This is a genomic window from Desulfohalovibrio reitneri, from assembly GCF_000711295.1.
In the GTDB taxonomy this organism is placed as follows: domain Bacteria; phylum Desulfobacterota; class Desulfovibrionia; order Desulfovibrionales; family Desulfovibrionaceae; genus Desulfohalovibrio; species Desulfohalovibrio reitneri.
This window is the reverse complement of the sequence record NZ_JOMJ01000003.1, coordinates 905,912-928,561: the sequence shown is the minus strand read 5'-3', so window position 1 is coordinate 928,561 and position 22,650 is coordinate 905,912. Positions and strand designations below refer to the sequence as shown.

Below are 22,650 nucleotides of genomic sequence, written 5' to 3'. Positions count from 1 at the left end.
AGTCATGCAGACCACTTCATACGATCGCATCCGACAGGCCAAGGACCGTCTTGGAGATAGCCTTGCCATCTTCGCCCACCACTACCAGGCGGAGAATGTCGTTCGCCATGCCGACATCGTGGGAGATTCCCTAGAACTCGCCCGCAAGGTGCCCGGCCTGTGTGCCGAATACATCGTATTCTGCGGCGTTTACTTCATGGCCGAGACAGCTTCCATTCTGGCCAGGCCCGGCCAGCACGTACAGATTCCCGAGCGCGATGCCCGCTGCATCATGGCGGCCATGGCCCCGGTGGACCGCCTGCGAGCCGTCATGCGCCGGCTCGACTCCATGGGCCGGAAGGTGGTGCCGCTGACCTACGTCAACTCCACCGCCGGAGTGAAAGCCATGGTGGGCGAAGCCGGAGGCACGGTGTGCACCTCCGCCAACGCCCGCACCATGCTCCAGTGGGCACTGGACAGGGGCGACAGCTGCCTCTTCATTCCCGACAAGAACCTCGCCCTGAACACGGCGGATCAACTCGGCATCCCCGAAGCCGAACGCCACATCCTGGACATCCGCTCGGAAGGCGAGGCGCTGGACCTCGAGGCGGCCGCCCGGGCCAAGCTGCTTATTTGGCCCGGCTGTTGCGCCATCCACCACCGCTTTAAGCCTTCCATGATCGAGGCGGCGCGAGCCGAACACCCCGGCTGTCTTGTGGTTGTCCACCCGGAATGCCCCCCGGAGACAGTGGCCCTGGCTGACGAATCCGGCTCGACCTCCACCATCATTCGCTACTGCGAGGAGGCCCCGGAAGGGGCAACCATCATTGTGGGTACGGAAATCAACCTTGTTGAACGCCTGGCCCGCCGCCACGCCCCGGGAAAGACCGTTCTTCCCCTCTCCCACTCCGGCTGCCTGAACATGGGGAAGGTGACTGAGGACAAGCTCGCCGACACCCTGGAGAACATCGGCTACCTGAACACCGTGCAGGTGGCGGATGACGTCTCTGAGCCAGCCGCACTGGCCCTGCAACGCATGCTGGAGGCCAGCGCGTGACGCCGGTTTCGCGCCGCACTTGCCGGGTGCTGGTCATTGGGTCGGGCATCTCCGGGGCCACGTGCGCCCTGGGGTTGGCCGACATGGGCATTGAGGTGGTCCTGGTGACGGCCGCCAACGACCTCTCCACAAACAACACCGCCCTGGCTCAGGGCGGCATTGTCTACACCGCGGGTGAAAACGACGCCGACGCCCTTACCGAGGATATCCTGACCGCCGGCTGGCGGCACAATTACGAACGGGCGGTGCGCACCATGGCCGCCAAAGGGCCCGAGGCGGTTCGGAGCCTTTTACTGGACCGCCTTGAAGTGCCCTTCCGCAGGACCCCCCAGGGGGAGTTCTCCCTGACCCGCGAAGGCGGACACAGCCGCAATCGCATCCTCCACTGCGCCGATTTCACAGGCAAGGCCATCATGGACGCCCTGACGAATGCGGTGGAAACGTCCGAAACGATCACGACACTCACCGGGCGCACCGCGGTCGATCTCATCACCACCCACCACCATTGCCTTCATCTGGACTACCGCTACTCCCTGGGCAACGCCTGTGCCGGAGCCTACGTGCTCAACCAGTCCACCGGCGAGGTGGAAACCGTGCTGGCCGATTTTACCGTGCTGGCCACTGGCGGGCTGGGGCAAATTTATCTGCACACCACGAATACCACCGAGACCATCGGTTCAGGCGTGACCATGGCCCACCGGGCCGGCGCGCGAACCCTCAACTGCGAGTACGTCCAATTCCACCCCACCGCCCTGTACCAGAAGGCGCGGCAGCGTTTTCTCATTTCCGAGGCGGTACGGGGCGAGGGTGCCAAACTGGTCAACGCGGACGGCCAACCGTTCATGGCAAAGTATGACGATCGGGCCGACCTGGCTCCGCGTGACATCGTCACCCGGGCCATCATGGACGAACTGCTCCGCACCGGAGAACCCCACGTTTACCTGGACGCGGCCAACTACGTGGATATGGACCTGTCGGACCGTTTTCCCACCATCCACAAACGCTGTCTGGAAACCGGCGTGGACATGACTCGCCAGCCCATTCCTGTGGTTCCCGCTGCCCACTACTTCTGCGGAGGAGTACTCACTGACGACCACGGCCGCACCACCCTCGACCGGCTTTACGCCGTGGGCGAATGCGGTTGTACCGGTGTGCACGGAGCCAATAGGCTGGCGTCCACCTCTCTCTTGGAGGGATTGCTGTGGGGCCACTTGGCCGCGGTGGATATCGTGTCAGGCCTCCGCGGCGAAAGCCTGGTGCAGCGGAAGCTCCTGGACAGCATTCCGGACTGGCGGAGCCCGGGCAACCTGGACAACGAGGATCCCGCGCTTGTGCAGCAGGACTGGGCCACCATTCGCTCGACCATGTGGAACTACGTGGGCATCACCCGTTCAACAGCCCGGCTCAAACGGGCCACCGACGACCTGCGGAGCCTGAACCACCACTTGCAGCGATTCTATCGCGAAACCCCGATCTCCAAGACTCTGGTGGACCTCTTCCATGGCTGCCAAAGCGCCTATCTTGTGACCATAGCCGCCCTGCGGAATCCCAAAAGCCTGGGCTGCCATCACCGCGACGATTGATCCCTGTCACCCGGGAATGAGCAAAAAAAGGCCGGACGGAAATCCCGTCCGGCCTTTTTTATTTTTGGGTATTGGGAAGCTATGCGTTTTCTTCGGGCTGTTCTTCCTTGGGCTCGCGCTGCAGGGTGGCCGGATCGAAACCAAGCAGAATGGGCGCGGCTACAAAGACCGAAGAGTACGTTCCCACCAGAACGCCGATGAGCAGTGCGAAGGCGAAGTCATGAATGACGCCGCCGCCGAAGAGGTAGAGGCAAAGGACGACCAAAAGCGTGGTCCCGGAGGTCAGCAGAGTGCGGGACAGCGTCTGGTTGATAGAGCCGTTCAGCAGGGCGGCGAAGTCTCTCTTGGCCTGTTTCGCCTTGCCTCGGATGTTCTCCCGGATACGGTCGAATACGATGATGGTGTCGTTGAGGGAGTAGCCGATGATGGTCAGCAACGCGGCCACGATGGTCAGGTCGAATTCCTTGTTGAGCAGGGAAAAGACACCCACCGTGATGGTCACGTCGTGAATGAGCGCCGTCACCGCCCCCAGCGCGTAGTTGAGTTTCAGCTTCCAGCACAGTCCCACCGTGATGGCCAGCGCGGCCAGGATGAGACCGCCCAGGGGAACACCGATCAGCTTGAGCAGGTAGATGCCCAGCGCCAGCCCGCCGGCCATGACGGCCGAGGCGAACCAGCGCTGCTCGAAGCGGCCGGAGATGTAAATCGCAATCAGCAGAACCGCGTAGAAAAGGGCTTCCAGCGCCTTGGCGCGCAGGTCAGCGCCAACCTTGGGGCCGACCATCTCAAGGCGTTGGATGTGGTGGTTGGCCTGCGGCAGCGCGGCGCCGATGGCGGAGTTGATGGTGTCGCGCAGGGTGTCCGAGGGAATTTCGGAAGCGGAAATGCGCAACAGGTATTCGTTGTCCGCATCCTGCCCGAAGCGCTGCACGGTCAGCCCCGGCAAACCGGTCTCCTCCAGACCGTCCTTGAGCACGCTGAACTCTGGCTGGGAATCGAACTTGATCTGCACGATCTGGCCGCCGGAGAAATCGATGCCGTAGCTGGGGCCGCCCTTGATGAGGAGCGAACCGACGCCAAGGAACAAGATGACGGCGGACAGGACGAAGGCCACCTTCCGGTAGCCGATGAAGTTGATCCTGGTATCAGGTTTGATGATGGAAAGTCCCATGCGGCCCTCCTAGATGCTCAGCTTTTGCGGCGCGGGCGTGCGGTTTGCGTACAGGTCGAACAGGACCCTGGAGACGAAGATGGCCGTGAACATGGAGGCCAGAATGCCCAGGGAGAGGGTCACGGCGAAACCGCGAATGGGCCCGGTGCCGAACTCGTAGAGGATGAGGGCGGCGATGATGGTGGTCACGTTGGCGTCGAGGATGGTCAGCGTGGCTTTGCCGTAGCCCTCGTGGATGGCCGCGCGCGGCGACAGTCCCCGGCGTATTTCTTCTCGTATGCGCTCAAAGATGATGACGTTGGCATCCACCGCCATACCGATTGTCAGGATGATTCCCGCGATGCCCGGCAGGGTGAGCGTGGCCCCGAAAGCGGCCAGGCCGGCCATGATGAGCATGATGTTCAGCACCAGAACAATGTCGGCCACAAGACCGGCAAAGCCGTAGTAGATGATCATGAACACGAAAACCAGGGCGAAGCCCAGAAGCGCGGACTGGACCCCCTTCTCAATGGACTCTTGACCCAGGGAGGGCCCGACAGTTCGCTGTTCAAGCACGTTGACCGGTGCCGGAAGAGAGCCAGCCCGCAGGACAAGGGCCAAGTCGTGGGCTTCTTCCACGCTGAAGTTGCCGGTAATGGACGCCCTCCCCCCGGCGATGCGGTCCTGAATGGTGGGGGCGGAGTGGATGGTGCCGTCCAGCACGATGGCCATGCGCCGCCCCACGTTCTCGCCCGTGAGCCGCTCGAACATTCGCGCTCCCCGGGCGTTGAAGTTGAGGGTCACGTACGGCTGGTTCCATCTGTCGAAGGCGGTTCCGGCGTCGGTGATGTGCTCGCCGGTCATGGCCGCCTCCTTTTCCACAACCAGAGGGCGTTCCATGAATGTCCCGTCTGGATTCTTGATACGCATGTTCAGGAGCTCGTGCCCTGGCGGCAGTATTCCTTGGGCAGCCTTCTCCAGGTCGGCTTCGTCGTTGACCAGCCGGAATTCGAGGTGGGCTGTCTGGCCGATGATGTTGATGGCCCGCTCCGGTTCGGACAAGCCAGGAAGCTGGACCTGGATGCGCCCGTCGGCCTGCTTTCGGATGTCGGGCTCGGCAACGCCGAACTGGTCGATGCGGTTACGAATGGTTTTCAGGGCCTGATCCACTGTCATGGCCGTGAGTTCCTTTCGGTACTCCGGAGACATGGTCAGGACGTATTCCATCTTCCCGTCGTCCACGTCTTGGCGGTTTTCGACACGCATGCGGGAAAATTCGTCCGTCAGCAGGGCGTCCAATTCTTCGCGTTGCTCGTTCTTGAGCAGAGTGAAGGCCAGTCGCTGCCCTTCCAGCACGCGCGGCTTGAGCACGAGGACCTTTTCTTCCCGGGCCACTTGGCGAATGTCCCGGCCAATCTGGCCGAGCTGGTTCTGCAGGGCGGTGTCCGTGTCCACCCCCAGCGTCAAGTGGATGCCTCCCTTGAGGTCCAGGCCAAGATTGATTTGCTTGTCTGGCAGTACTGAATCCAGCGCCGAATCCCGAACCATGGGGATCGACGGCAGCATGAACCACAGCCCCAGCAGGGCCACGAGAAGGCTCAATCCGATGCGCAGGCCTAGCGTGCCTTTCATGTCCGCTCCTTTCTTCCTCAAGACGGGAGGCGCTGTATTCGCTCCCGTTCACCGGTGGGGCTTGGGGGCGTTCGCCGCGCCTCGCCGGCACACAGCGCAAGGGCCACGTCCAATGGCCCTACTGCGGGGAGGCGACACTGATTCCGCTCCCAACAGTGGCTCACGGTGGAGGCCGTTTATCAGGGGGGGAAAACAAAGGCAAGCCCGGCTCGGCCGGGCTTGCCTGAGAATGACGCGATTGAGGAGAAGGCGTTATTCGCCTTCCTTTTCCTCTCCCTTGTCCTCGACCTTTTCCTTTTTCTTCTTTCCACCACCACGGGCTTCGAAAGGATCGGCCGCGCCGGAGATAAAGTTGCGGTTAACGCGGATCTGCAGGTTGTCGGCCAGTTCAAGGGTGAGAACGTCGCCGTCCACGGCGGTGATGCGGCCGTACAGGCCTCCGCCGGTGAGAACGTAATCGCCGCGTTTGAGATTCGCAAGGAACTCCTTGTGCTGCTTGGCCTTCTTCTGCTGCGGACGAATCAGCAGGAAGTAGAAGATGGCGAACATCAGAATCAGGGGAATGAGGGGGGCGAAAGCCCCGCCACCACCCTGCCCGCCCTGTCCGGCGGCGCCCATGGCATAGGCTGCTGATTCAAAGAACATTATGGTCTCCTTTGCAATTGGTTAAGGTCTCAGCAGGGACAATACATATTGCCGTAAGGCCGATGCGAGAAGGGCGCCACCTTGTAGAACTCGGCATCCATGATGCGGGTGGGGTCCTCGTCAAACTCGCGGGCGAATTCGGCCACATTACAGCGTATGACGTCAAGATCTTCCGGACTGACGGGCTCGGTTTTCAATCCGGGACCAAGTTGCTCCTCGGGCACCTTGCCGCGGGTGTAAATGACTCCGCCGTGCATGCCAGTTCCCAGAGAGCTGCCGCTGATGGGCGCGTTTTGCCGCCAAGAGAAACTGCCGAGCAGAATGATGGCTCCACCGGCCATGTACTCGCCAAGAAAGTCTCCGGCCTTGCCGCCTATGACGATAACCGGGACCTTGTCCTTGAAGGATTTCATGTGGATGCCAACTCGGTAGCCAACGTCTCGGTGGACGAAGATGTGCCCGCCTCGCATGCCATAGCCCAGCACGTCCCCGGTCATGCCGTTCACGCTGATGCGGCCTCGGTCCATGGTGTTGCCAACACCATCCTGAGTGTTGCCCTCCACGCGCACGGTGGGGCCCTGCATGAAGGCCGCCAGGTCCTGCCCCGGTGTACCGTGAATGACGAACTTGAGGTGTTCACCCTTTAGTCCGGTGGCGATGTAGCGCTGCCCCTTAACGTTGGTCAAGGTGAACTCGCTCACGCCATCGGCCACAGCCTGGCGGATCCGCTCGTTGAGCTGGCGGTAATAAATACCTTCCGCGTCGATGTTCATGCTCTTGCCTGCCACCTTAGACCTCCGTCTCCACAATGACGGGCTCGCCCGCCTTGGGCGCCCAGACGTCCATGAGGGAGCAACACACCTCGCGGATGGCGCTTTCCTCACTGGACATGTAAACGCGGTCGCCCTCTTCCGCCACAACCAGCGGCCGCAGCTTGACCCGGTCGTTCAGACCGAACAAGCAGTCCTCGCTACCCACCAGGATGGCGAAGGGACCGTTGAGGCAGCCAGAGCCGTACACCATGCGCAAGGCTCGGAAAAGTTCCCTTTTCTTGGGCTCCATCCGCTCGATCTCGCTCCAGAACGGCGGAGCGAACACCCAGGAGGCCATACGCTTGGACAGACCGTGTTTGCGGATGAGCAGGTCCAGCATGTAGGCCACCACCTCCGTGTCAGTCATCAGGGTGCAGCGGTAGCCGTGTTCTTCCATGTAGCGCTTGTTGATGCCGTACGAGGAGATTTCCCCGTTGTGGACGATGGACCAGTCCAGCAGGGTGAAGGGATGCGCCCCTCCCCACCAGCCAGGAGTGTTGGTGGGAAAACGGTTGTGACCGGTCCAGATGTAACCCTGGTATTCGTCCAGACGGTAGAACTCGGCGATATCCTCGGGAAAACCGACTCCCTTGAAAGCGCCCATGTTTTTGCCGCTGGAAAAGACGAACGCCTTTTCCTCGGTGGGTTCCTGCATGCCCAGGGTGGAATTGATGAGCATGACCACCTGGACAACGTAATCCTTCTCCCCCAGCAGCTTCCACCGTGGGCGGTCCCCGGTCTTGGGCTCCAGGAAGTAGCGCCACACCTTGGGGGGCATGGCGACCTTCGCCTTGAGATTGGTGGGAATGGGTTCCGAGGCCTTGACATTGAAGAAGCTCTTGAGGATGTCCTCCACCTCTTCCAGGCGTTCGTCCTTGTAGCCCATGACGTGGAAGGCGTAGTAATCGGCCATTTCCGGGTAGATACCGTAGGCGGCGAAGCCGCCGCCAAGGCCGTTGCCCCGATCGTGCATGCTGGCCATGGCGTTGATGGCAACCCCGCCCTTGATGGGGTTGCGCTTGCGGTCGATGACGCCGAAAACGCCACAACCGGAGATGTCCTTCTGGAAGTCGAAACTGTGCCGTGGAGTATGAAGCAACCTGCTCTCCTTATCCTGCGCCCGGCCTGGGCTAGTCTTCCTCAAAGACCAGGGCCGCGTTGGGGCAGACCTCAACGCAGGCGGGCGAGCCGCGGTCCGCGCAGAGGTCGCACTTGACGATCCTGGATTCTGTGGGATGGCGGTGGATGGCGCCGAAGGGACAGACCATGACGCAGGAGAAGCAGCCCACGCACTTGTCCTGGTCGTAAACCGTTTGGCCCGTCCCGGCATCCTTGTAAAGCGCGCCGGAAATGCAGGCCCGAACGCACTCCGGATCCTGGCAGTGCTGGCAACTCAGGGCGACAGCGGCCGGGCCGCGGCGGTGCACGGTTTTGCAGGAGGTCAACCCCTGAGGAGCCTCCTGGCGGCAGGCGATGACCAGATCGCCCGAGCGGGAATGGGCCTGCAGACAGGCCAACTCGCACAGGCCGCAGCCGATGCAGTAGTCCGGGATTGGTTTGACTCGTTTCATATGACCTACCTTCCGGCGTGCTTGACGCCGAGGATGTCCAGCTCGACCTGGTTCAGGCCCACGGCCCGCAACTTGTCGCGGTTGCCGCGCAGGCTCTCGATGGAGTTAAGGCCCATGGCCCCAAGCATCTCTTGGATTTCATGGCCCCAGGCCCGCACCAGGTTCGACATCTTTCGGGTGGCCTCGTCCGGGTTCTGGCGGCGGGCCAGCTTTGAATCGTTGGTGGCGATGCCCCAGGGGCACTTGCCGGTGTAACAGCGTCCGCACAGCGTACACCCAACGGCCATGAGCGCCGCGGTGCCGATGTAGACGGCGTCGGCCCCCATGGCGATGGCCTTGACCACGTCCGCGGAGCAGCGGACGCCGCCGGATACCACCACCGAAGCCTGGTTGCGGATGCCCTCGTCGCGCAGCCGCTGGTCCACCGAAGCCATGGCCAGTTCAATGGGAATACCCACATAATCACGGAACATGGCGGGCGCCGCGCCGGTGCCTCCGCGCATGCCGTCGATGACCACGATGTCAGCTCCTGCGCGGACGATACCCGAGGCGATGGCCGCCGCGTTGTGCACTGCGGCTATCTTCACGGCCACCGGCTTGGTGTAGGCTGTGGCCTCCTTGAGGGCGTAAATGAGTTGCAGCAGGTCCTCGATGGAATAGATGTCGTGATGCGGCGCTGGAGAAATGGCATCGGACCCCTCGGGCACCATACGCGTCTCCGAGACTCGGGCGTCGATCTTTTCGCCCGGCAGATGGCCGCCGATTCCGGGCTTGGCGCCCTGGCCGATCTTAATCTCGATGGCCGTTCCCGCGTTGAGGTAGTCTGCATGCACCCCGAAGCGGCCCGAGGCCACCTGGACGATGGTGTTCTTGCCGTACTGATAGAGGTCCTTGTGCAGACCGCCCTCGCCCGTGTTCCAGGCCGTGCCGGTATCCGTGGCGGCGCGGGCCATGGCCACGTGAAGGTTGAAATTGATGGCGCCGAGAGACATGGCCGCGAACATGATGGGATACCGCAGCTCGATCTGCGGCCCCACCTTGGTCTTCAGAGACGGCCCCTCCTCGTCCTCCTCTATCTCGAGGGAAGTCGGCTTGCGGCCCAGGAAAGTCTGCAGTTCCATGGGCTCGCGGAGCGGGTCGATGGAAGGGTTTGTGACCTGGGAGGCGTCCAGGAGCAAATTATCGAAATAGACCGGGATGTCGGTCACACAGCCCATGCCGGCCAGAAGCACTCCGCCGGTCTCGGCCTGTTTGTAGATGTTTTTTATGAAGTGGGGCTTCCACAGGTTGTGCTCTCGGAACTCCTGCGGTTTGCGCTTGATGGTTAGGCATTGGGTGGGGCACAGGCTGGCGCATCGCTGGCAGCCAATGCACTTGCTGGAATCGTGGACCACCTGCTGGCGATTTTCGTCCCACTCGTGGGCGCCGTAGGAACACTGCCGGACGCAGACCTGGCAATCGATGCAATTGTCCCGGTCCCGTTCGATGGTGAAGTCATGGTAGGTCTTGTCTACTGGTGTAAAGGCCAAATCGGACTCCCTGGCAACGGGGGGTGGAACTCCACCCGGCGAACAAAGGCGCCGCGCGAAGCAGGAAAGGGTTAAGTAAGGTGCCACTCCGTCACGTCAAGAAAAGTCCGAAAGAACAAGCACACCATCTCATTTCTGTCAAGATTGGAGATATCCTCTCCCGGGATTGGGGTAAATTGGACGAATAAAACAGGCCAATTGACATTGATGTAAAAAGGCGCGCCTCCGTGGGGAGACGCGCCTCGAGTAATCCGAATCGGGCAGCCGTTTAGCTCTCGTAGTAGGACTTGAGCACCTGGCTGCGCACAGGATGGCGCAGCTTACGCAGCGCCTTGGCCTCGATCTGGCGAATACGCTCACGGGTGACATTGAACAGCTTGCCCACTTCTTCCAAGGTGTGGTCGCTCTTTTCGCCGATGCCGAAGCGTTTGCGCAACACCTGCTCCTCGCGGGGGGTGAGGTCGGAGAGGACGTGGGATATCTGCTCGCCGAGCTTGGTGTTGACCACCTCCTCGGCCGGTGCCACGGCCTTCTTGTCCTCGATGAAATCACCCAGGGAGGAGTCCTCCTCGTCGCCGATGGGCGTTTCCAGGGAAATGGGCTCCTTGGCGATCTTCAACACTTTCTTGACCTTCTCCAGGGGGTAGTCCATGCGCTCAGCGATTTCCTCGGGCGTGGGGTCGCGGCCCAACTCCTGGACAAGGTAACGGGAAGTGCGGATAAGCTTGTTGATGGTCTCTATCATGTGCACCGGAATTCGAATGGTGCGCGCCTGGTCGGCGATGGCCCGGGTTATGGCCTGCCGAATCCACCAGGTGGCGTAGGTGGAAAACTTGTAGCCGCGCTGGTACTCGAACTTGTCCACCGCCTTCATAAGGCCAATGTTGCCCTCCTGGATGAGGTCCAGGAACTGCAGACCACGGTTGGTGTACTTCTTGGCGATGGAGACCACCAGCCGCAGGTTGGCCCGGATGAGTTCCTGCTTGGCCTGCATGGCCGCGGTGTTGCCCCGGCGGATGCGCCACAGCACTTCCTCCAGGTCGGAGACGTTGTGGCAGCAGCGGTCCTGGAGGCGGTTGAGAATCTCCATCTTTCCGGCCAGCATCTCCTTGAAGGAGAAAAACTCCTCCACGGTCAGGCCCAGGGAGTCTGCGGCCTTGACCGGATTGACCTCCCGCTCGTCCACCTCGCGGAACAATTCCTTGATCTCCGCTTGGGTCTTGCCCGTGGACATGATGTAGGCGGCCAGATCGCGCTGGCAGTTGTGCATCTGCCGCACGTAGTCCTCGACCGTTTCGATGACCCGGTCGATGAGCGTCTTTTCCAGTTTGATGTCGCGGAGGCGGGAGACCACCTCCTCCTTGAAATTGAGGATCTCTTTCTGCTGGCCGTAAACACGGCGCTCAAGAGTGGCGCAGGAGTCGAGCTTCTGGAATATCTTGCGCTTTTTCTTGTAGAGGGTGCGGATTTCCTCAAGGAGATGGATGACCCGCTGACGCTGGTTCATCTCGTCCTCGGAGGGGTCGTCCTCCTCGATGGTCTTGACCACGTCCTTGAGCTTGATGCGGCCGTCGTCGAGGTCCTTGCCCACTTGGCAAAGCTCCTCCACGGCCACGGGCACTTCGATGAGAGCGTACAGGACGTCCATTTCGCCGGACTCAATCTTCTTGGCGATGACCACCTCGCCCTCGCGGTCCAGAAGCGGCACGGCGCCCATTTCGCGCAGATACATGCGCACGGGATCGGTACTGCGGGTGGCGTAGTCCTGTTGGTCCTCGGACTCGCTGGCTCCCACCACCGCTGCCGCACTGGAGGATTCCTCCTCCGAGCTGTCGGAGACGATGGCCACCTTCTTGCCCTCTTTCTCGGAATCGACGATGGCGATTTCCAGCTGATCGAAGATGGCGATGATCTCTTCGATCTGCTCGGGATTGCTGGCCTCCGAAGGCAGCGCGCTGTTCAATTCCTCAAAAGTGAGGAAGCCCTTCTTCTTGCCTTCAGCGATCAGTCCCTGAATCTGCTGGATTTCCTTCAGGTTGCTCATCAATCCTCCCACAAAGCTCGTTCATGACCAGAAAAAGCCGTTCCACTTCTTCCTGATCCCCGCGCTGGGCCGCCTCGCGCAGGGCCGTATTGATCTGTTGCATGTGCTGGTTGTGCAATCGCCGCTCAAGGCCGCTCCCGCAATCGTTCCAGCGCTCCTCCCGCTCTTCATCCCCGAGCGAGGGCAGTTCGTTCTTGACCACACCGACGAAGCGTTTTTCCGCCTCGTCGAGCAAATGAAAACATCCATCAACATCTTCGGCACCGGAGGAAACGACCTTCTCCCAGAAGCGTCTGGCCCACTCGGTGGTGAATACCGCGTCGTAATCCCGCTTGGCGAACTCCCGCCAGCGCTCCGGGTGCAGAAGGAGCTGGGCCAGTAAATGACGGTCGCCGGGAGCGCCTTCCTTCTCCAGTTTGCCTGCGGGCTTGGCCGGGCCCCCTTGCTTTTCCCTGCGCCCTTCCGCCGGGTGGACCACCTTCATGGTGGAGCGGCGCAATACGGCCTCGTCCAAGTCGAGTCCCTCGGCCAGGCGCGGCAGGTACCAGGCCAACCAGTCCTGCTCCTTCAAACCGCCCAGAAAGCGCTTGGCCCACTCCATGACTTCCTTGGCGGAACCGGTGGAGCGCATCTCGTCCATGCAGAACTCCAGGCCGTCCCAGGCGTTCCCCAAAAAGGCCTCGAAGCCCTCTGTTCCTTCGGCCTGGAGCACGTCATCCACGTCCTTGCCCTCGGGCAACAGCACCACCCGGCAAGTCAGGCCCTGGCAGAGAATCATCTCCGCGCTGCGCAGGGCGGCCGCCCGTCCCGCCCGGTCGCCGTCAAAGACCAGGTCGATGCGGCCACAGAAGCCTGCCAGCCGTTTGACCTGCTCCGTGGTCAGGGAAGTGCCCAGCACCCCCACCGCGTCGCCGTAGCCGAACTGGTGCAGAGAGAGGACGTCCATGTACCCTTCGGTCAGCAGGGCCCGGCGGGTCTTGGCCATGGTCGGCCGCGCCTGGTGCAGTCCGTAGAGATGCTCGCCCTTTTTGTAGATGGGCGAGTCCGAACTGTTGAGGTACTTGGGTTCCCCGTCGCCGAGCACCCTGCCCCCAAAGGCCAGAGGCTTGCCCGCCACGTCGGATATGGGAAAGATCAAACGCCCCCGGAACCGGTCGTACGTGCGGCCCGTCTCGCCCTTTTGCGAGAGCAACCCCGCCTCCACGCCCTGCTCCGGGGTGAACCCCTTGCTGCGCAGGAAATCCTGCAGGCCCTGCCAATCGTCGGTACTGCACCCCAGCCCGAAATTTTCGACAACCTCGGACGGTGTGCCCCGTCGCTCCAGGTAGTCCCTGGCGGCCTTACCGGCGCGCCCGCGCAACAGGGACCGAAAATATTCCTGAGCCAGCCTGTGCATTTCTAGGCAGGCCTTCTTTCTCTCACGCCGCTCCGCGGCCTTGGGGTCGACCGGACCGGAGCGCATCTCCAACCCCGCCTCGCGTGCCAACGCCTCCACGGCGTCACGGAATTCGAGGCCGTTGATACGGCTGTAAAAATCGATGACGTCGCCGGATGCCTGGCAGCCAAAGCAGTAGTAGAAGCCCTGCTCCGGGTTGACCGAGAACGACCCCTTGGTTTCCTGGTGGAAAGGACACGGTCCCATGAAACGACCGGCAGAGGCTGGTTTTAACTCCACATACCTCCGCACCACCTCGCCCAGGTCGAGCCGGGACTTCAGTTCCTGGATGGTGTGGGAATCGATGCCCATGGCGCTCCCGCGACGGCCGGATCACTCGGACCTGTCGCACCATCCGGCCGAGGAAATGAATAAGACCTCTGGCCGGGCTGACAACCCCTAGATTCTAAGCGAAATCCACAAGGGTCTTTCCATCGCCGCCCTGATCCTCCGGAGCCAGGGAGAAATAGGCGACCCTCGGGAAGGAGCGAAGCGCCTCGTGAATTTTGCGCTTGAGGGCGCCGCTCCCCTTGCCGTGGATGATTTCAGCCTGGCTCCGCCCCGCAAGGAGCGCTTGGTCCAGAAAGCGGTGCACCTCCCGCAACGCCTCGTCGGCCCGGTAGCCCCGCACGTCAAGAACCAGGGAACCGCCACCACCGCTCTCCACCCGCACGCTCTGCGTGGAGCTGGACGGCTTCGACTGAGCCTCCGTTCCGGAATGGGGGGCGCTGGGCTGTACTTCGGCGAGTTTGACCCACAAGGAAACACCGCCGAGGTTGACCTTAACCTGCCCTTTTTTGGGATTCTTCTCCACTACCTCGCCGACTTTATCCCATGGGAGATAGCGAATCTCATCTCCGATGGCAAGATCGGCCGGCGGCGGTGACTCCCGGGGATGGGCACCTTCGGCTTCGGCCAGCCGCTCCCGCTCCCTGGCCAGTTTTCGCTGGGCCTCCTTGCGGTCCAATCTTCCCTGCTTCCACTGCTTGACGATATCCCTGGCGGCACCACGCACTTCCTCAAGCAGCTTCTCCCGTTCGACGGCGAAACGTTCTTCCAGCCCGGCGTGCTTCTTTTCCAGCTTCTCCCGCTCGCGTTTGGCCGCGTCCAGTTCTTCCTCGCGCTTGGATGCCGCCTCATTGAGACGAGCGAGTAGGCGTCCCGTGTCACCTCCGCCGTCCAAGAGCAGGTTCTCTTCGGCTCGGCGCAGTATTTCCTCAGGCAGACCGTGCTCGCGGGCCACGTCCAGAGCAATGGAGGCCCCGACCTGGTCGTAGGCCAGCCGGAACAGGGGCTTGTGGGTGTCGGGGTCGAAGAGCACCGAAGCCGCGCGCACGCCCGGCGTGGACATGGCGAACGCCTTCAGCGCGGGAAAATGCGTGGCCGCGGAGACCAGCGCCCCGCGTTCCATGAGGGCCTCAACGGCTCCCTGGGCCAAAGCCGCGCCCTGGGCGGGATCCGTGCCCGCGCCGAACTCGTCCAGCACAACCAGGGTCCCGTCGTCCACCTGGTCCCAGGCTTGCGCCAGGGCGCGGATCTGAGCGGTGAATGTGGACAGGCTCTCCTCAAGGCTTTGCTCGTCGCCAAGGAACGCGAACACCCGCCGCAGAGCAGGCAGCGAACTGCCTGCAGCGACCGGCACGGGCAGACCGGCCAGCACCATGGCCGCCGTCAGCCCCAGTGTCTTGAGGCAGACCGTCTTGCCGCCCGCGTTGCCACCGCTGATGAGCAGAGCGCGGTCCCCTTCGCGGAAATCCAGCTCCATGGGTTTGGCTCCCTGGGGAGTGAGGGCCAAAAGCGGGTGGCGGGCCTCCAGAAGCCGTATCCTGGCTCCCTCTTCGGGAATAAGCACACGTGCGTCGAGATCCCTGGCCAAGCCAGCCTTCGCAAGGAGCAGGTCCAGTTCGGCCAGAAATTCCCGTGTGGCCTCCAACGCCTCCAGGCCGTCACGAGCGTACCCCGTAAGCAGGCGAAGGACCTTCAGTTCCTCTTCCCGCTCCTCCTGCCGAAGCTCCTGGAGCCGGTTGTTCATGTCAACCAGGAAGAACGGCTCGAAATAGCAGGTTTCGCCTGTCTGGGAGTAGTCGTGGATGATGCCCTTGAGCTTGCCCTTGTAGCTGGTCTTGATGGGCACCACGTAACGGTCCGAGGAGACGGTCATGTAGTCGTCCTGCAAATAGGCGGAAAGCCCCTCCTGTTGCAGGAACTCCTTGACCTTGGTCGTGCACTGCTTGTTCACCGAGCGGATTTCGGTGCGGACGGAATGCAACTCGGGCGAGGATTCGTCTTTCAGCCGTCCGTCCGCATCAAGGGTGCGCTTCAGTCCGGATGCCAGGGTCTCGGGAAAATCGAAGGACAAAGCCAAATCCGCCAGGAGCGGGTAGCGCCCCTCCTCGGCGGATACGGCGGAACGCGCTTCCCTGGCGGCGCCCAGCGTTTCCCGCAGGGCGCTCAGGGCGTCCAGGTCAAGCACCGCTTTGGGCGAGCGTAGAAAATGCAGGATGCCGGCGAGATCGGGCACCTCGCCAAGGCTGAAACGGGTTTCAGCGGCGAACTCCAGCCCCTCCGCGGTGAGGCGGCCGAGGCGTACTCCCTCTTCCGGGTCGGATGCGGGGGACAGGTTCAGGCAACGTTCGCGGCCAGCCTCGGATGCGGCATGGCCGGCCAGCGCCGACAGGACCTTGTGGAACTCGAGGTTCCGCAGGCTACGTTCTTCCATATGAAAGGATTAGGAAAGGCGGGAGCGGACCATGTTCTGGGCCTGCTTACCATCGACGCGGCCCTTGTATTTTTCCATGAGCGAGGACATGACCTTGCCCATCTCTTTCATGGAGGCGGCCCCGGTTTCGGCGATTGCCTCGTCCACCGCCGCGGCCAACTCCTGCTCGGAGAGCGCCGCGGGTAGATAGGACTCGAGAACGGCCAACTCCGCCTTCTCACGATCCACGAGATCGGGACGGGTGGCTTTTTCGTACTGCTCTATGGACTCGCGGCGTTGCTTGGCCTGCTTGCCCACCACATCGAGAATCTCGTCATTCTCAAGGGGACGTCCGAGCTCAACATGTTTGTTCTTGATGGCCGTCTTGAGCATCCTCAAGACGGCCACCCGAACCTCGTCCTTGGCCTTGTAGGCCTGGACGAAGTCTTTTTCGATGGATTGCTGGAGGCTCATCTAACCCTGCATTTTGCGCATTTTTTTAAGCAAGCGCTTCCGCGCGGCGGCTTTTTTCTTCTTCCGCTGCACGCTGGGCTTTTCATAATGCTGCCGCTTCTTCATTTCGGACAGCACACCAGCCTTCTCCACCTGCTTCTTGAAACGACGAAGCGCGATGTCGAAATTATCGTTGTCGTCGAGAACGATACCGGGCAAAGCAATCACCTCCCTTTGGAAAACTTTCCCCGGGAAACCCCGAATTGGGAAGAGCATTCAGTTACACCAGACTGGAGGCGTTGACAACCCCCGGCCGCCACGAAAAAAGCCGCGCCCGAAGGCGCGGCCTAGTATAAATATGCCAAGCGCGGGAGCGGTCTGGCTCGACCGCGCCGAAAGGATATCCGCCCGACGCTTAGTGGTGCCCGCTGTCCTTCCTGGTCTGCAACAGGCTACGAATGAATGCGGCGGCCATGCCGACGCCAATGATGCCCAACACGGCGTACAGAACACCGAAAAAGACGAAATGATCGGACATCCACCAGGGAAGATCCCACGGAAGCGGGCTGTGTACGGTTTCGCCGGGAATCATACGCGCTCCTTACTTCACGGCGTCCTTGAGCAGCTTGCCCGGACGGAACTTGACCACCTTGGCGGCGGGGATGGTGATGGATTGGCCGGTGCGGGGATTGCGGCCGGTGCGGGCCTTGCGCTCCTCCACCACAAAGGTGCCGAAGCCGGTGAGGGTCAGCTTGCCTTCCTTGACCAGAGTGGACTCCACGGAATCCAAAAACGCGTTCAGCGCGCGCTCGGCGTCAGCCTTGGTCATGGAAGCCTTTTCAGCGATTTTAGCAACCAGATCAGCCTTGGTCATGTCTCCTCTCCTTTTTTTGCCTGAAAACCTGGTCCCCTGGGACCAATCCGCCAAGCCGCCATTCTTTCGAAGCCAGCGGCCTTCCAGTCGTTCTCACGCCCCGCGCACTACTCCAAGAGGAGGCGCCCCCTTCCGGCTGCGAGGCACGTTAGCCCAATTGATGCCGCGTGTCCACCGGCAAACCCCGAGAAGCCAGAATGGACGCGGACTTTCGTGTCTCCGGCTGGTCTAAACACCATTTTCGATCACCCGTCAAGATGCCTGTATGGCGGAAAGGGCGTCGGCCAAAGCCCGAAAACGCTCGGGAGACAATGTTTCCGGCCTTGATCGTGTATCCAGGCCGAGTTCCATCGCGGCGTCCACGGCACCCTCCCCCAAGCCGCGCAGAATCACGCCCAACTGCTTCCTGCGCCGCTGGAAGCAGGTCTTGAGCAGGGCCGACAGGTTTTCCGAATTCCCCGGCAATTCCCCTTCCGGACGAGGCAGCATGGCCACCACTGCGGAGTCAATTTTCGGGCGGGGGCGGAACACGGTTGGCGGCACCTTGAAAAGAACGCGCGCGGAGACAAAGTTCTGCACCCAGGCGGACAACGCCCCGTACTCCTTGCCGCCCGGTGCGGCGGCCAAGCGCCTACCCACCTCCCACTGCACCATGAAAACCCCCCTGCTCCATCCGCGTGCCCTTGAGACGAACTCCCAAAGCAAAGGCGAAGCCACATTGTAGGGAAGGTTGCCTGCGAGATAGAGGCCGGGCAGGCGGTCAACACGCTCCCACGGAAAACGCAGGGCGTCGGCCACGGCGACTCCCAGAGCCGGGTGCTTCGCCTTGATCCGTGCCGCCAAGTCGCCGTCCTTCTCCAGTGCCAGCACGGAGGCGAATCGCTCCAGCAACAAGCCGGTCAAGGCTCCACGACCGGGGCCTATCTCCAGCACCGTGGCCTCCGGCGGTGCCTCCAGGGCATCGACGATGCGACGGACCGTGTTGGGGTCGCACAGGAAGTTCTGCCCCAGGCTGCGCTTGGCCGGGGCGGACGGGGGGCCGTTCTCCATGGGAGATCAGGTACTCGTGGACTCGGTTTGGAAGTCCACCGTGTCCTGCGGGAAGTCTTCCAACTGGCTGGAAAAGGCCGCCTGCAGGAACGAGTCGACCCACCAGTAAATGTTGTTGCGGCGGACGGACTCGCGGAGCTTGCTCATGCGGGTGTGCCGTTCCCGCTTGTCCATGTAGTAGGCCCGACGAATGGCCTTGGCCACTCCCTCGGTGTCGTAGGGGTTGACCAGAATGGCTCCGGCGTTCTGCAACTGGGCTGCCGCCCCGGCGAATTCGGAAAGGAAGAGCACGCCGTTTTCGTTGACGTTTGCGGCGCAATACTCCTTGGCGACCAGGTTCAGCCCGTCGCGCAGCGGGGTGATGAGGGCCATGTCCGCGGCGCGGTAATAGGAGACCAGCTCCGGCCGCGGCAGGTTGCGATACTGATAATGGATGGGAATCCAGCCGGGCCGGGTGAACTGTCCGTTGATCTCGCCCACAAGTTGCTCGATTTCCACCTTGAGGGAATGGTATTCAGGAATTTCCTCCCGCGAGGGCACGGCGATCTGTACAAACGTAACCTTCTCACGCAGGTCGGGGAACCGGATGAAAAGCTGGCGAATGGCCTCCAGCCGCTGGGGAATGCCCTTGGTGTAGTCCAGCCGGTCAACTCCCAGGATGATCTTGCGGTGCCTAAGCGCATCCTTGAATTCGTCGGCCATGCGCACCACGTCCTTGTCAGCGGACAGGGAGGCGAACTGGTTGAAGTCGATGCTGATGGGAAATCCGCCGGCGCGTATCTTCCTGTTCTGGTGCTCGATTGTGACCATGTTTCCCCGGCCGGTGCACTTGGCGTTGGGCACCAGCGCCTCCATACACTCCACGAAATTGCGGCGGTCGCGCAAAGTCTGAAAGCCCACCAGGTCGAATTCGAGGAGGGCGCGGAGGATTTTGTCCCGCCAGGGCAGCTTGAGATAAATGTCGGGCGGGGGAAACGGGATGTGCAGGAAGAATCCGCAGGAGCGCTGGATACCCATGTTGCGCAACATAAAGGCCAAGTGCATGAGGTGGTAGTCATGCACCCATATATAATCGGATTCCCTGGAGTATCTGGCCGTGACCTCGGCGAATTTGAGGTTCACGTCCAGGTAATCGCGCCAATAAGAGGGATCGAAATTGCAGCGTGACTGGAAGTCGTGGAAAAGCGGCCAGATGATCTCGTTGGCGAAACCGTAGTAGTAGCCACGGACCTCCTCTTCTGTGAGCTGAACGGGGTGGAGGTCATATCCCGCGTCCTTGGAAAAATCGCCGAGCAGTTTCGGCAGGTCCACATCTCCGTGTCCGCCGGACCAACCGATCCACAAGCCCCCCCGATTCTTGAGCACGGGCGCGATGGCCGTGACCAAGCCACCGGAGCCAGGTTGGACCGTCCATTCCCCTTCCACCTGCTTGAGTGAAGCCGGCAGACGGTTGGAAACGACGACCAGCCGTTTGGAGCTTTCCTGTGGCATGATTCCTCGCTTGTTTCTTTTGCCGATATTCACCCGCAACCATAGCGTTCTTCCGTTTTTTCAGCAAGGCGATGCGGCGGAAAAGCGCTTGGTCAGGGATATCCGCGCCGCTTAAGAATCCGCAGGGCCCTTCTTCGGCGGTAGCCGCGAATGAGGGGAAGCGTGACGAAATAGGCGATAGCGGAAAAGGGAACGGCCAGCACCAGGCTGCCGAGCAGCATCACCGCCAACCCCTGCCAGCCGAATTCAAGGTAGTCGGCCAGAGTCCAGTTGTGCGGCGTGAAGGGCTTGTCCAGGGGGATGAAAAAACTGCCGATCTTGTACTCGGCGATGTAGAAAAAGACCCAATTGAAGGGATTGGAGAGCCACGTGGCCAGAACGGCGGGAACCTTGGCCGCGCGCAGCATCAAAGCCAGTCCGAGAGCGATGCAGGTCTGCAGCGGAATGGGCGGCAGGGCCGGAAAGCAGCTGCCGAAAGCACCGCACGCGATGCCCATGGCCACCGCATGCGATGTGGCTTTGGTCCGCATGACCTTGAGGTAGTAATACCGGCTCGCCCGCTTGAGGCGGTCCCAGATCCCCCGCTTGTACGGCATGGATCAGTCCAGCACGTCGAAGCGGGCGAACTGCATCATCAGCCCCGCCCTGCCCTGGGTGGCCGAACGGAGTTCCGTGGAAAAGCCGAACAACGCGGAGAGCGGACAATAGGCCTGAACCACCTTGCGGCCGCCGGAATCGAACATGTTTTCGATCTTGGCTCCCTTGGCCCCGAACAGCCCCGCGACATCGCCGACGTACTCCTCCGGAGCGACCACTTCCACCTTCATAATCGGCTCCAACCGCCTTGTCCCGGCTTCCTCCAATGCGCGACGCAACGCCTGGGAGGCGGCCATGCGGAATCCCACCTCGCTGGACTTGCCATGCTCGTCACGGCGCATCCCGCGAACACGCACCCTTAGGTCGGTCAGGGGATATCCGGTCTGCGGCCCCGACAACAGTCCGTCCTCAAGGCCTCCCCGCACACCGTCCACCAGGGCTTGTGGCCACCCCTCCAGAGCCATGTCGAAAAAGACATCCGCCCCCTTGCCCCGCTCCCTGGGTTCCACTGTGATGGAAACGTCGCCGTGATGCGGCGTCTCGCCCAACAAGCGGTCGAACTCGGCTTGCCCCCCGCCCTTGCCCCGGACGGTCTCTTGGTAGACGACCTGCGGACGACCCGCCCTGGGGTCCACCTTGTATTCCCTCCGCAAGCGCTCCAGGACGACTTCCAGATGCAGTTCCCCCATGCCTGAGAGAATCATCTGGCCGGTATCTTCGTCGGTACGGAAGACCAGGGTGGGGTCCTCCTGAAGAAAATGCCCCAGGGCCTCCTCCAGCTTCTCCGCTTCCTCGCTGTTGCGGGGCTCCAAAGCCAGGGAGATGACCGGTTCGTAAGCTGAAATTCGCTCCAGCAACACAGGGGATTCGTGTATGGCCACGGTATCGCCGGTACGGGCGTGTTTCATGCCGGCCACAGCCACGATGTCGCCGGCCAGAGCCTCCTCCAGCTTTTCCTTGCGACCGGCGTGCATGACGAATATCCGGGCCGCACGCTCATCAAGGTCCCTTGTTACGTTGTAGACCTCCTGCCCCGGTTTGAGGCGGCCGGAATACAACCGCAGAAAAACCAGTTTGCGCCCGGTTTCGAAACTGACCTTGAAGACGAGACCGCACAGTGGGCCCTTGGGGTCAAGTTCCACGCTCCGGCGCTCACCAGTGACCGGATGCGCACCTTGCACCTCGGGGGCCTGGAGTGGACTTGGAAGCAGGTCCCGCACCGCGTCCAAGAGAGGTTGCACGCCGGAGTTCTTGAGGGCCGACCCGGCCAAAACCGGCGTCAGGCGGCGGGAAAGACAAGCGCGGCGGATGGCCTGTTTGATGCGCTCCAGGGGCATTTCCTCGCCGGAGAGGTACGCTTCCAGAAACTCTTCATCCTCTTCGGCCACTGTCTCCAGCAACGTATCGCGCAAGGGCTCCAGCCTAGCCGCTTCCTCCTCGCTCCAGGGAAAGCGGTCCACCGTGGCTCCGAGGTCTTCAACTTCGAAAATCAGCCGCTCGCGGGCCAGAAGATCGTGCACTCCTGCGAAATCAGTGCCCTGCTCTTCCGGCGTAGTCAATACAAGGGGTTTGACGCCCAGCTTTTCTCGGAGCGAGTCAACCACTCCGTCAAAGTCCGCGCCGGGCCTGTCGAGCTTGTTCACGAAAGCCAGCTTGGGCACGCCGTAATGCTCGGACTGCCGCCAAACAGTTTCACTCTGTGGCTCGACACCGGAAACGCCGCAAAATACTCCGACCGCGCCGTCCAGAACCCGCAGGGCACGCTCCACCTCAATGGTAAAGTCCACATGTCCAGGCGTGTCGATGATGTTGATCCGGGTGTCGCCCCACAGGCAGGAGGTGCAGGCCGAGGTGATGGTTATGCCCCGTTCCTGCTCCTCGGGCATGAAGTCCATCGTGGCTGTGCCGTCATGGACTTCCCCCATGCGGTGGATCTTGCCCGTGTAATAGAGGATGCGCTCGGTAAGGGTCGTCTTACCGGCATCAATATGCGCGACGATGCCAATATTGCGCAGCCTGTCGATCTGGGCCCTGGCCCCTTTGGCCATTT

General features: G+C 61.8%; 20 protein-coding genes. 2 read left to right on the top strand and 18 right to left on the bottom strand.

Annotation, left to right across the window (positions count from 1 at the left end; all coding sequences use genetic code 11):
• Positions 1–4 precede the first annotated feature (4 nt).
• Together nadA and nadB are read left to right on the top strand one after the other, a co-directional pair.
• Positions 5–1,036, top strand: coding sequence for a quinolinate synthase NadA (gene nadA / locus N911_RS0104950; RefSeq protein WP_051693938.1), 1,032 nt, complete (start codon positions 5–7; stop codon positions 1,034–1,036).
• Positions 1,033–2,619 carry an L-aspartate oxidase gene (nadB, locus tag N911_RS0104945; protein ID WP_029894939.1) on the top strand — a complete coding sequence of 529 codons (1,587 nt, stop codon included), beginning with the start codon at positions 1,033–1,035 and terminating at the stop codon, positions 2,617–2,619. The genes nadA and nadB overlap by 4 nt, the downstream gene beginning before the upstream one ends.
• Before the next feature lie 79 nt (positions 2,620–2,698).
• Here nadB and secF read toward each other — a convergent pair whose 3' ends face one another.
• The 18 genes from secF to fusA form a co-directional block, all read right to left on the bottom strand.
• Positions 2,699–3,790, bottom strand: coding sequence for a protein translocase subunit SecF (gene secF / locus N911_RS0104940; protein WP_029894937.1), 1,092 nt, complete (start codon positions 3,788–3,790; stop codon positions 2,699–2,701).
• A gap of 9 nt (positions 3,791–3,799) precedes the next feature.
• Complete coding sequence (gene secD, locus N911_RS0104935; RefSeq protein ID WP_029894935.1) at positions 3,800–5,401, bottom strand: protein translocase subunit SecD; 1,602 nt, start codon at positions 5,399–5,401, stop codon at positions 3,800–3,802.
• Positions 5,402–5,653: 252 nt separating this feature from the next.
• Positions 5,654–6,046, bottom strand: coding sequence for a preprotein translocase subunit YajC (gene yajC, locus N911_RS0104930; protein WP_029894933.1), 393 nt, complete (start codon positions 6,044–6,046; stop codon positions 5,654–5,656).
• Between the two features lie 29 nt (positions 6,047–6,075).
• A complete protein-coding gene (locus N911_RS0104925) occupies positions 6,076–6,834 on the bottom strand; it encodes a GltB/FmdC/FwdC-like GXGXG domain-containing protein (protein WP_029894931.1) in 759 nt (252 codons plus the stop codon).
• A 1-nt stretch (position 6,835) separates the two neighbouring features.
• Positions 6,836–7,957 (bottom strand): class II glutamine amidotransferase, encoded by a 1,122-nt coding sequence (locus N911_RS0104920; protein WP_029894929.1) that lies wholly within the window; start codon positions 7,955–7,957, stop codon positions 6,836–6,838.
• Positions 7,958–7,988: 31 nt separating this feature from the next.
• The gene (locus N911_RS0104915) at positions 7,989–8,429 is read right to left on the bottom strand and encodes a 4Fe-4S dicluster domain-containing protein (protein WP_029894927.1); all 441 of its coding nucleotides are present in this window, start codon (positions 8,427–8,429) and stop codon (positions 7,989–7,991) included.
• Between the two features lie 5 nt (positions 8,430–8,434).
• Positions 8,435–9,958 (bottom strand): glutamate synthase-related protein, encoded by a 1,524-nt coding sequence (locus tag N911_RS0104910; RefSeq protein WP_029894925.1) that lies wholly within the window; start codon positions 9,956–9,958, stop codon positions 8,435–8,437.
• Positions 9,959–10,226: 268 nt separating this feature from the next.
• Positions 10,227–12,002: an RNA polymerase sigma factor RpoD gene (gene rpoD, locus N911_RS0104905; protein ID WP_029894923.1), complete on the bottom strand. Its 1,776-nt coding sequence runs from the start codon at positions 12,000–12,002 to the stop codon at positions 10,227–10,229.
• Positions 11,956–13,749, bottom strand: coding sequence for a DNA primase (gene dnaG / locus N911_RS0104900; RefSeq protein ID WP_051693936.1), 1,794 nt, complete (start codon positions 13,747–13,749; stop codon positions 11,956–11,958). The genes rpoD and dnaG overlap by 47 nt, the downstream gene beginning before the upstream one ends.
• Before the next feature lie 94 nt (positions 13,750–13,843).
• Positions 13,844–16,156, bottom strand: coding sequence for an endonuclease MutS2 (locus N911_RS0104895; protein ID WP_029894921.1), 2,313 nt, complete (start codon positions 16,154–16,156; stop codon positions 13,844–13,846).
• Between the two features lie 9 nt (positions 16,157–16,165).
• Positions 16,166–16,609 (bottom strand): GatB/YqeY domain-containing protein, encoded by a 444-nt coding sequence (locus N911_RS0104890; protein ID WP_029894920.1) that lies wholly within the window; start codon positions 16,607–16,609, stop codon positions 16,166–16,168.
• Complete coding sequence (rpsU, locus tag N911_RS0104885; RefSeq protein ID WP_029894918.1) at positions 16,610–16,807, bottom strand: 30S ribosomal protein S21; 198 nt, start codon at positions 16,805–16,807, stop codon at positions 16,610–16,612.
• A 196-nt stretch (positions 16,808–17,003) separates the two neighbouring features.
• Positions 17,004–17,180 (bottom strand): hypothetical protein, encoded by a 177-nt coding sequence (locus tag N911_RS18590; RefSeq protein WP_202593856.1) that lies wholly within the window; start codon positions 17,178–17,180, stop codon positions 17,004–17,006.
• A gap of 9 nt (positions 17,181–17,189) precedes the next feature.
• Positions 17,190–17,462 (bottom strand): HU family DNA-binding protein, encoded by a 273-nt coding sequence (locus N911_RS0104875; protein WP_029894916.1) that lies wholly within the window; start codon positions 17,460–17,462, stop codon positions 17,190–17,192.
• Positions 17,463–17,714: 252 nt separating this feature from the next.
• Positions 17,715–18,512 carry a 16S rRNA (adenine(1518)-N(6)/adenine(1519)-N(6))-dimethyltransferase RsmA gene (rsmA, locus tag N911_RS0104870; protein ID WP_029894914.1) on the bottom strand — a complete coding sequence of 266 codons (798 nt, stop codon included), beginning with the start codon at positions 18,510–18,512 and terminating at the stop codon, positions 17,715–17,717.
• Positions 18,513–18,518: 6 nt separating this feature from the next.
• A complete protein-coding gene (locus tag N911_RS0104865) occupies positions 18,519–20,003 on the bottom strand; it encodes an alpha,alpha-trehalose-phosphate synthase (UDP-forming) (RefSeq protein WP_029894912.1) in 1,485 nt (494 codons plus the stop codon).
• Between the two features lie 92 nt (positions 20,004–20,095).
• A complete protein-coding gene (locus N911_RS0104860; protein ID WP_029894910.1) occupies positions 20,096–20,599 on the bottom strand; it encodes a DUF2062 domain-containing protein in 504 nt (167 codons plus the stop codon).
• A 3-nt stretch (positions 20,600–20,602) separates the two neighbouring features.
• Positions 20,603–22,648: an elongation factor G gene (gene fusA / locus N911_RS0104855; RefSeq protein WP_029894908.1), complete on the bottom strand. Its 2,046-nt coding sequence runs from the start codon at positions 22,646–22,648 to the stop codon at positions 20,603–20,605.
• Between the last annotated feature and the right edge of the window lie 2 nt (positions 22,649–22,650).

Coding starts and splice junctions, on each gene's coding strand:
- secD (WP_029894935.1), bottom strand. CDS start 5,401: ATGAAAGGCACGCTAGGCCTGCGCATCGGATTGAGCCTTCTCGTGGCC.
- rsmA (WP_029894914.1), bottom strand. CDS start 18,512: ATGGAGAACGGCCCCCCGTCCGCCCCGGCCAAGCGCAGCCTGGGGCAG.
- yajC (WP_029894933.1), bottom strand. CDS start 6,046: ATGTTCTTTGAATCAGCAGCCTATGCCATGGGCGCCGCCGGACAGGGC.
- N911_RS0104915 (WP_029894927.1), bottom strand. CDS start 8,429: ATGAAACGAGTCAAACCAATCCCGGACTACTGCATCGGCTGCGGCCTG.
- rpoD (WP_029894923.1), bottom strand. CDS start 12,002: ATGAGCAACCTGAAGGAAATCCAGCAGATTCAGGGACTGATCGCTGAA.
- N911_RS18590 (WP_202593856.1), bottom strand. CDS start 17,180: ATGATTCCCGGCGAAACCGTACACAGCCCGCTTCCGTGGGATCTTCCC.
- N911_RS0104860 (WP_029894910.1), bottom strand. CDS start 20,599: ATGCCGTACAAGCGGGGGATCTGGGACCGCCTCAAGCGGGCGAGCCGG.
- secF (WP_029894937.1), bottom strand. CDS start 3,790: ATGGGACTTTCCATCATCAAACCTGATACCAGGATCAACTTCATCGGC.
- fusA (WP_029894908.1), bottom strand. CDS start 22,648: ATGGCCAAAGGGGCCAGGGCCCAGATCGACAGGCTGCGCAATATTGGC.
- nadA (WP_051693938.1), top strand. CDS start 5: ATGCAGACCACTTCATACGATCGCATCCGACAGGCCAAGGACCGTCTT.
- N911_RS0104890 (WP_029894920.1), bottom strand. CDS start 16,609: ATGAGCCTCCAGCAATCCATCGAAAAAGACTTCGTCCAGGCCTACAAG.
- N911_RS0104865 (WP_029894912.1), bottom strand. CDS start 20,003: ATGCCACAGGAAAGCTCCAAACGGCTGGTCGTCGTTTCCAACCGTCTG.
- N911_RS0104875 (WP_029894916.1), bottom strand. CDS start 17,462: ATGACCAAGGCTGATCTGGTTGCTAAAATCGCTGAAAAGGCTTCCATG.
- N911_RS0104895 (WP_029894921.1), bottom strand. CDS start 16,156: ATGGAAGAACGTAGCCTGCGGAACCTCGAGTTCCACAAGGTCCTGTCG.
- dnaG (WP_051693936.1), bottom strand. CDS start 13,749: ATGGGCATCGATTCCCACACCATCCAGGAACTGAAGTCCCGGCTCGAC.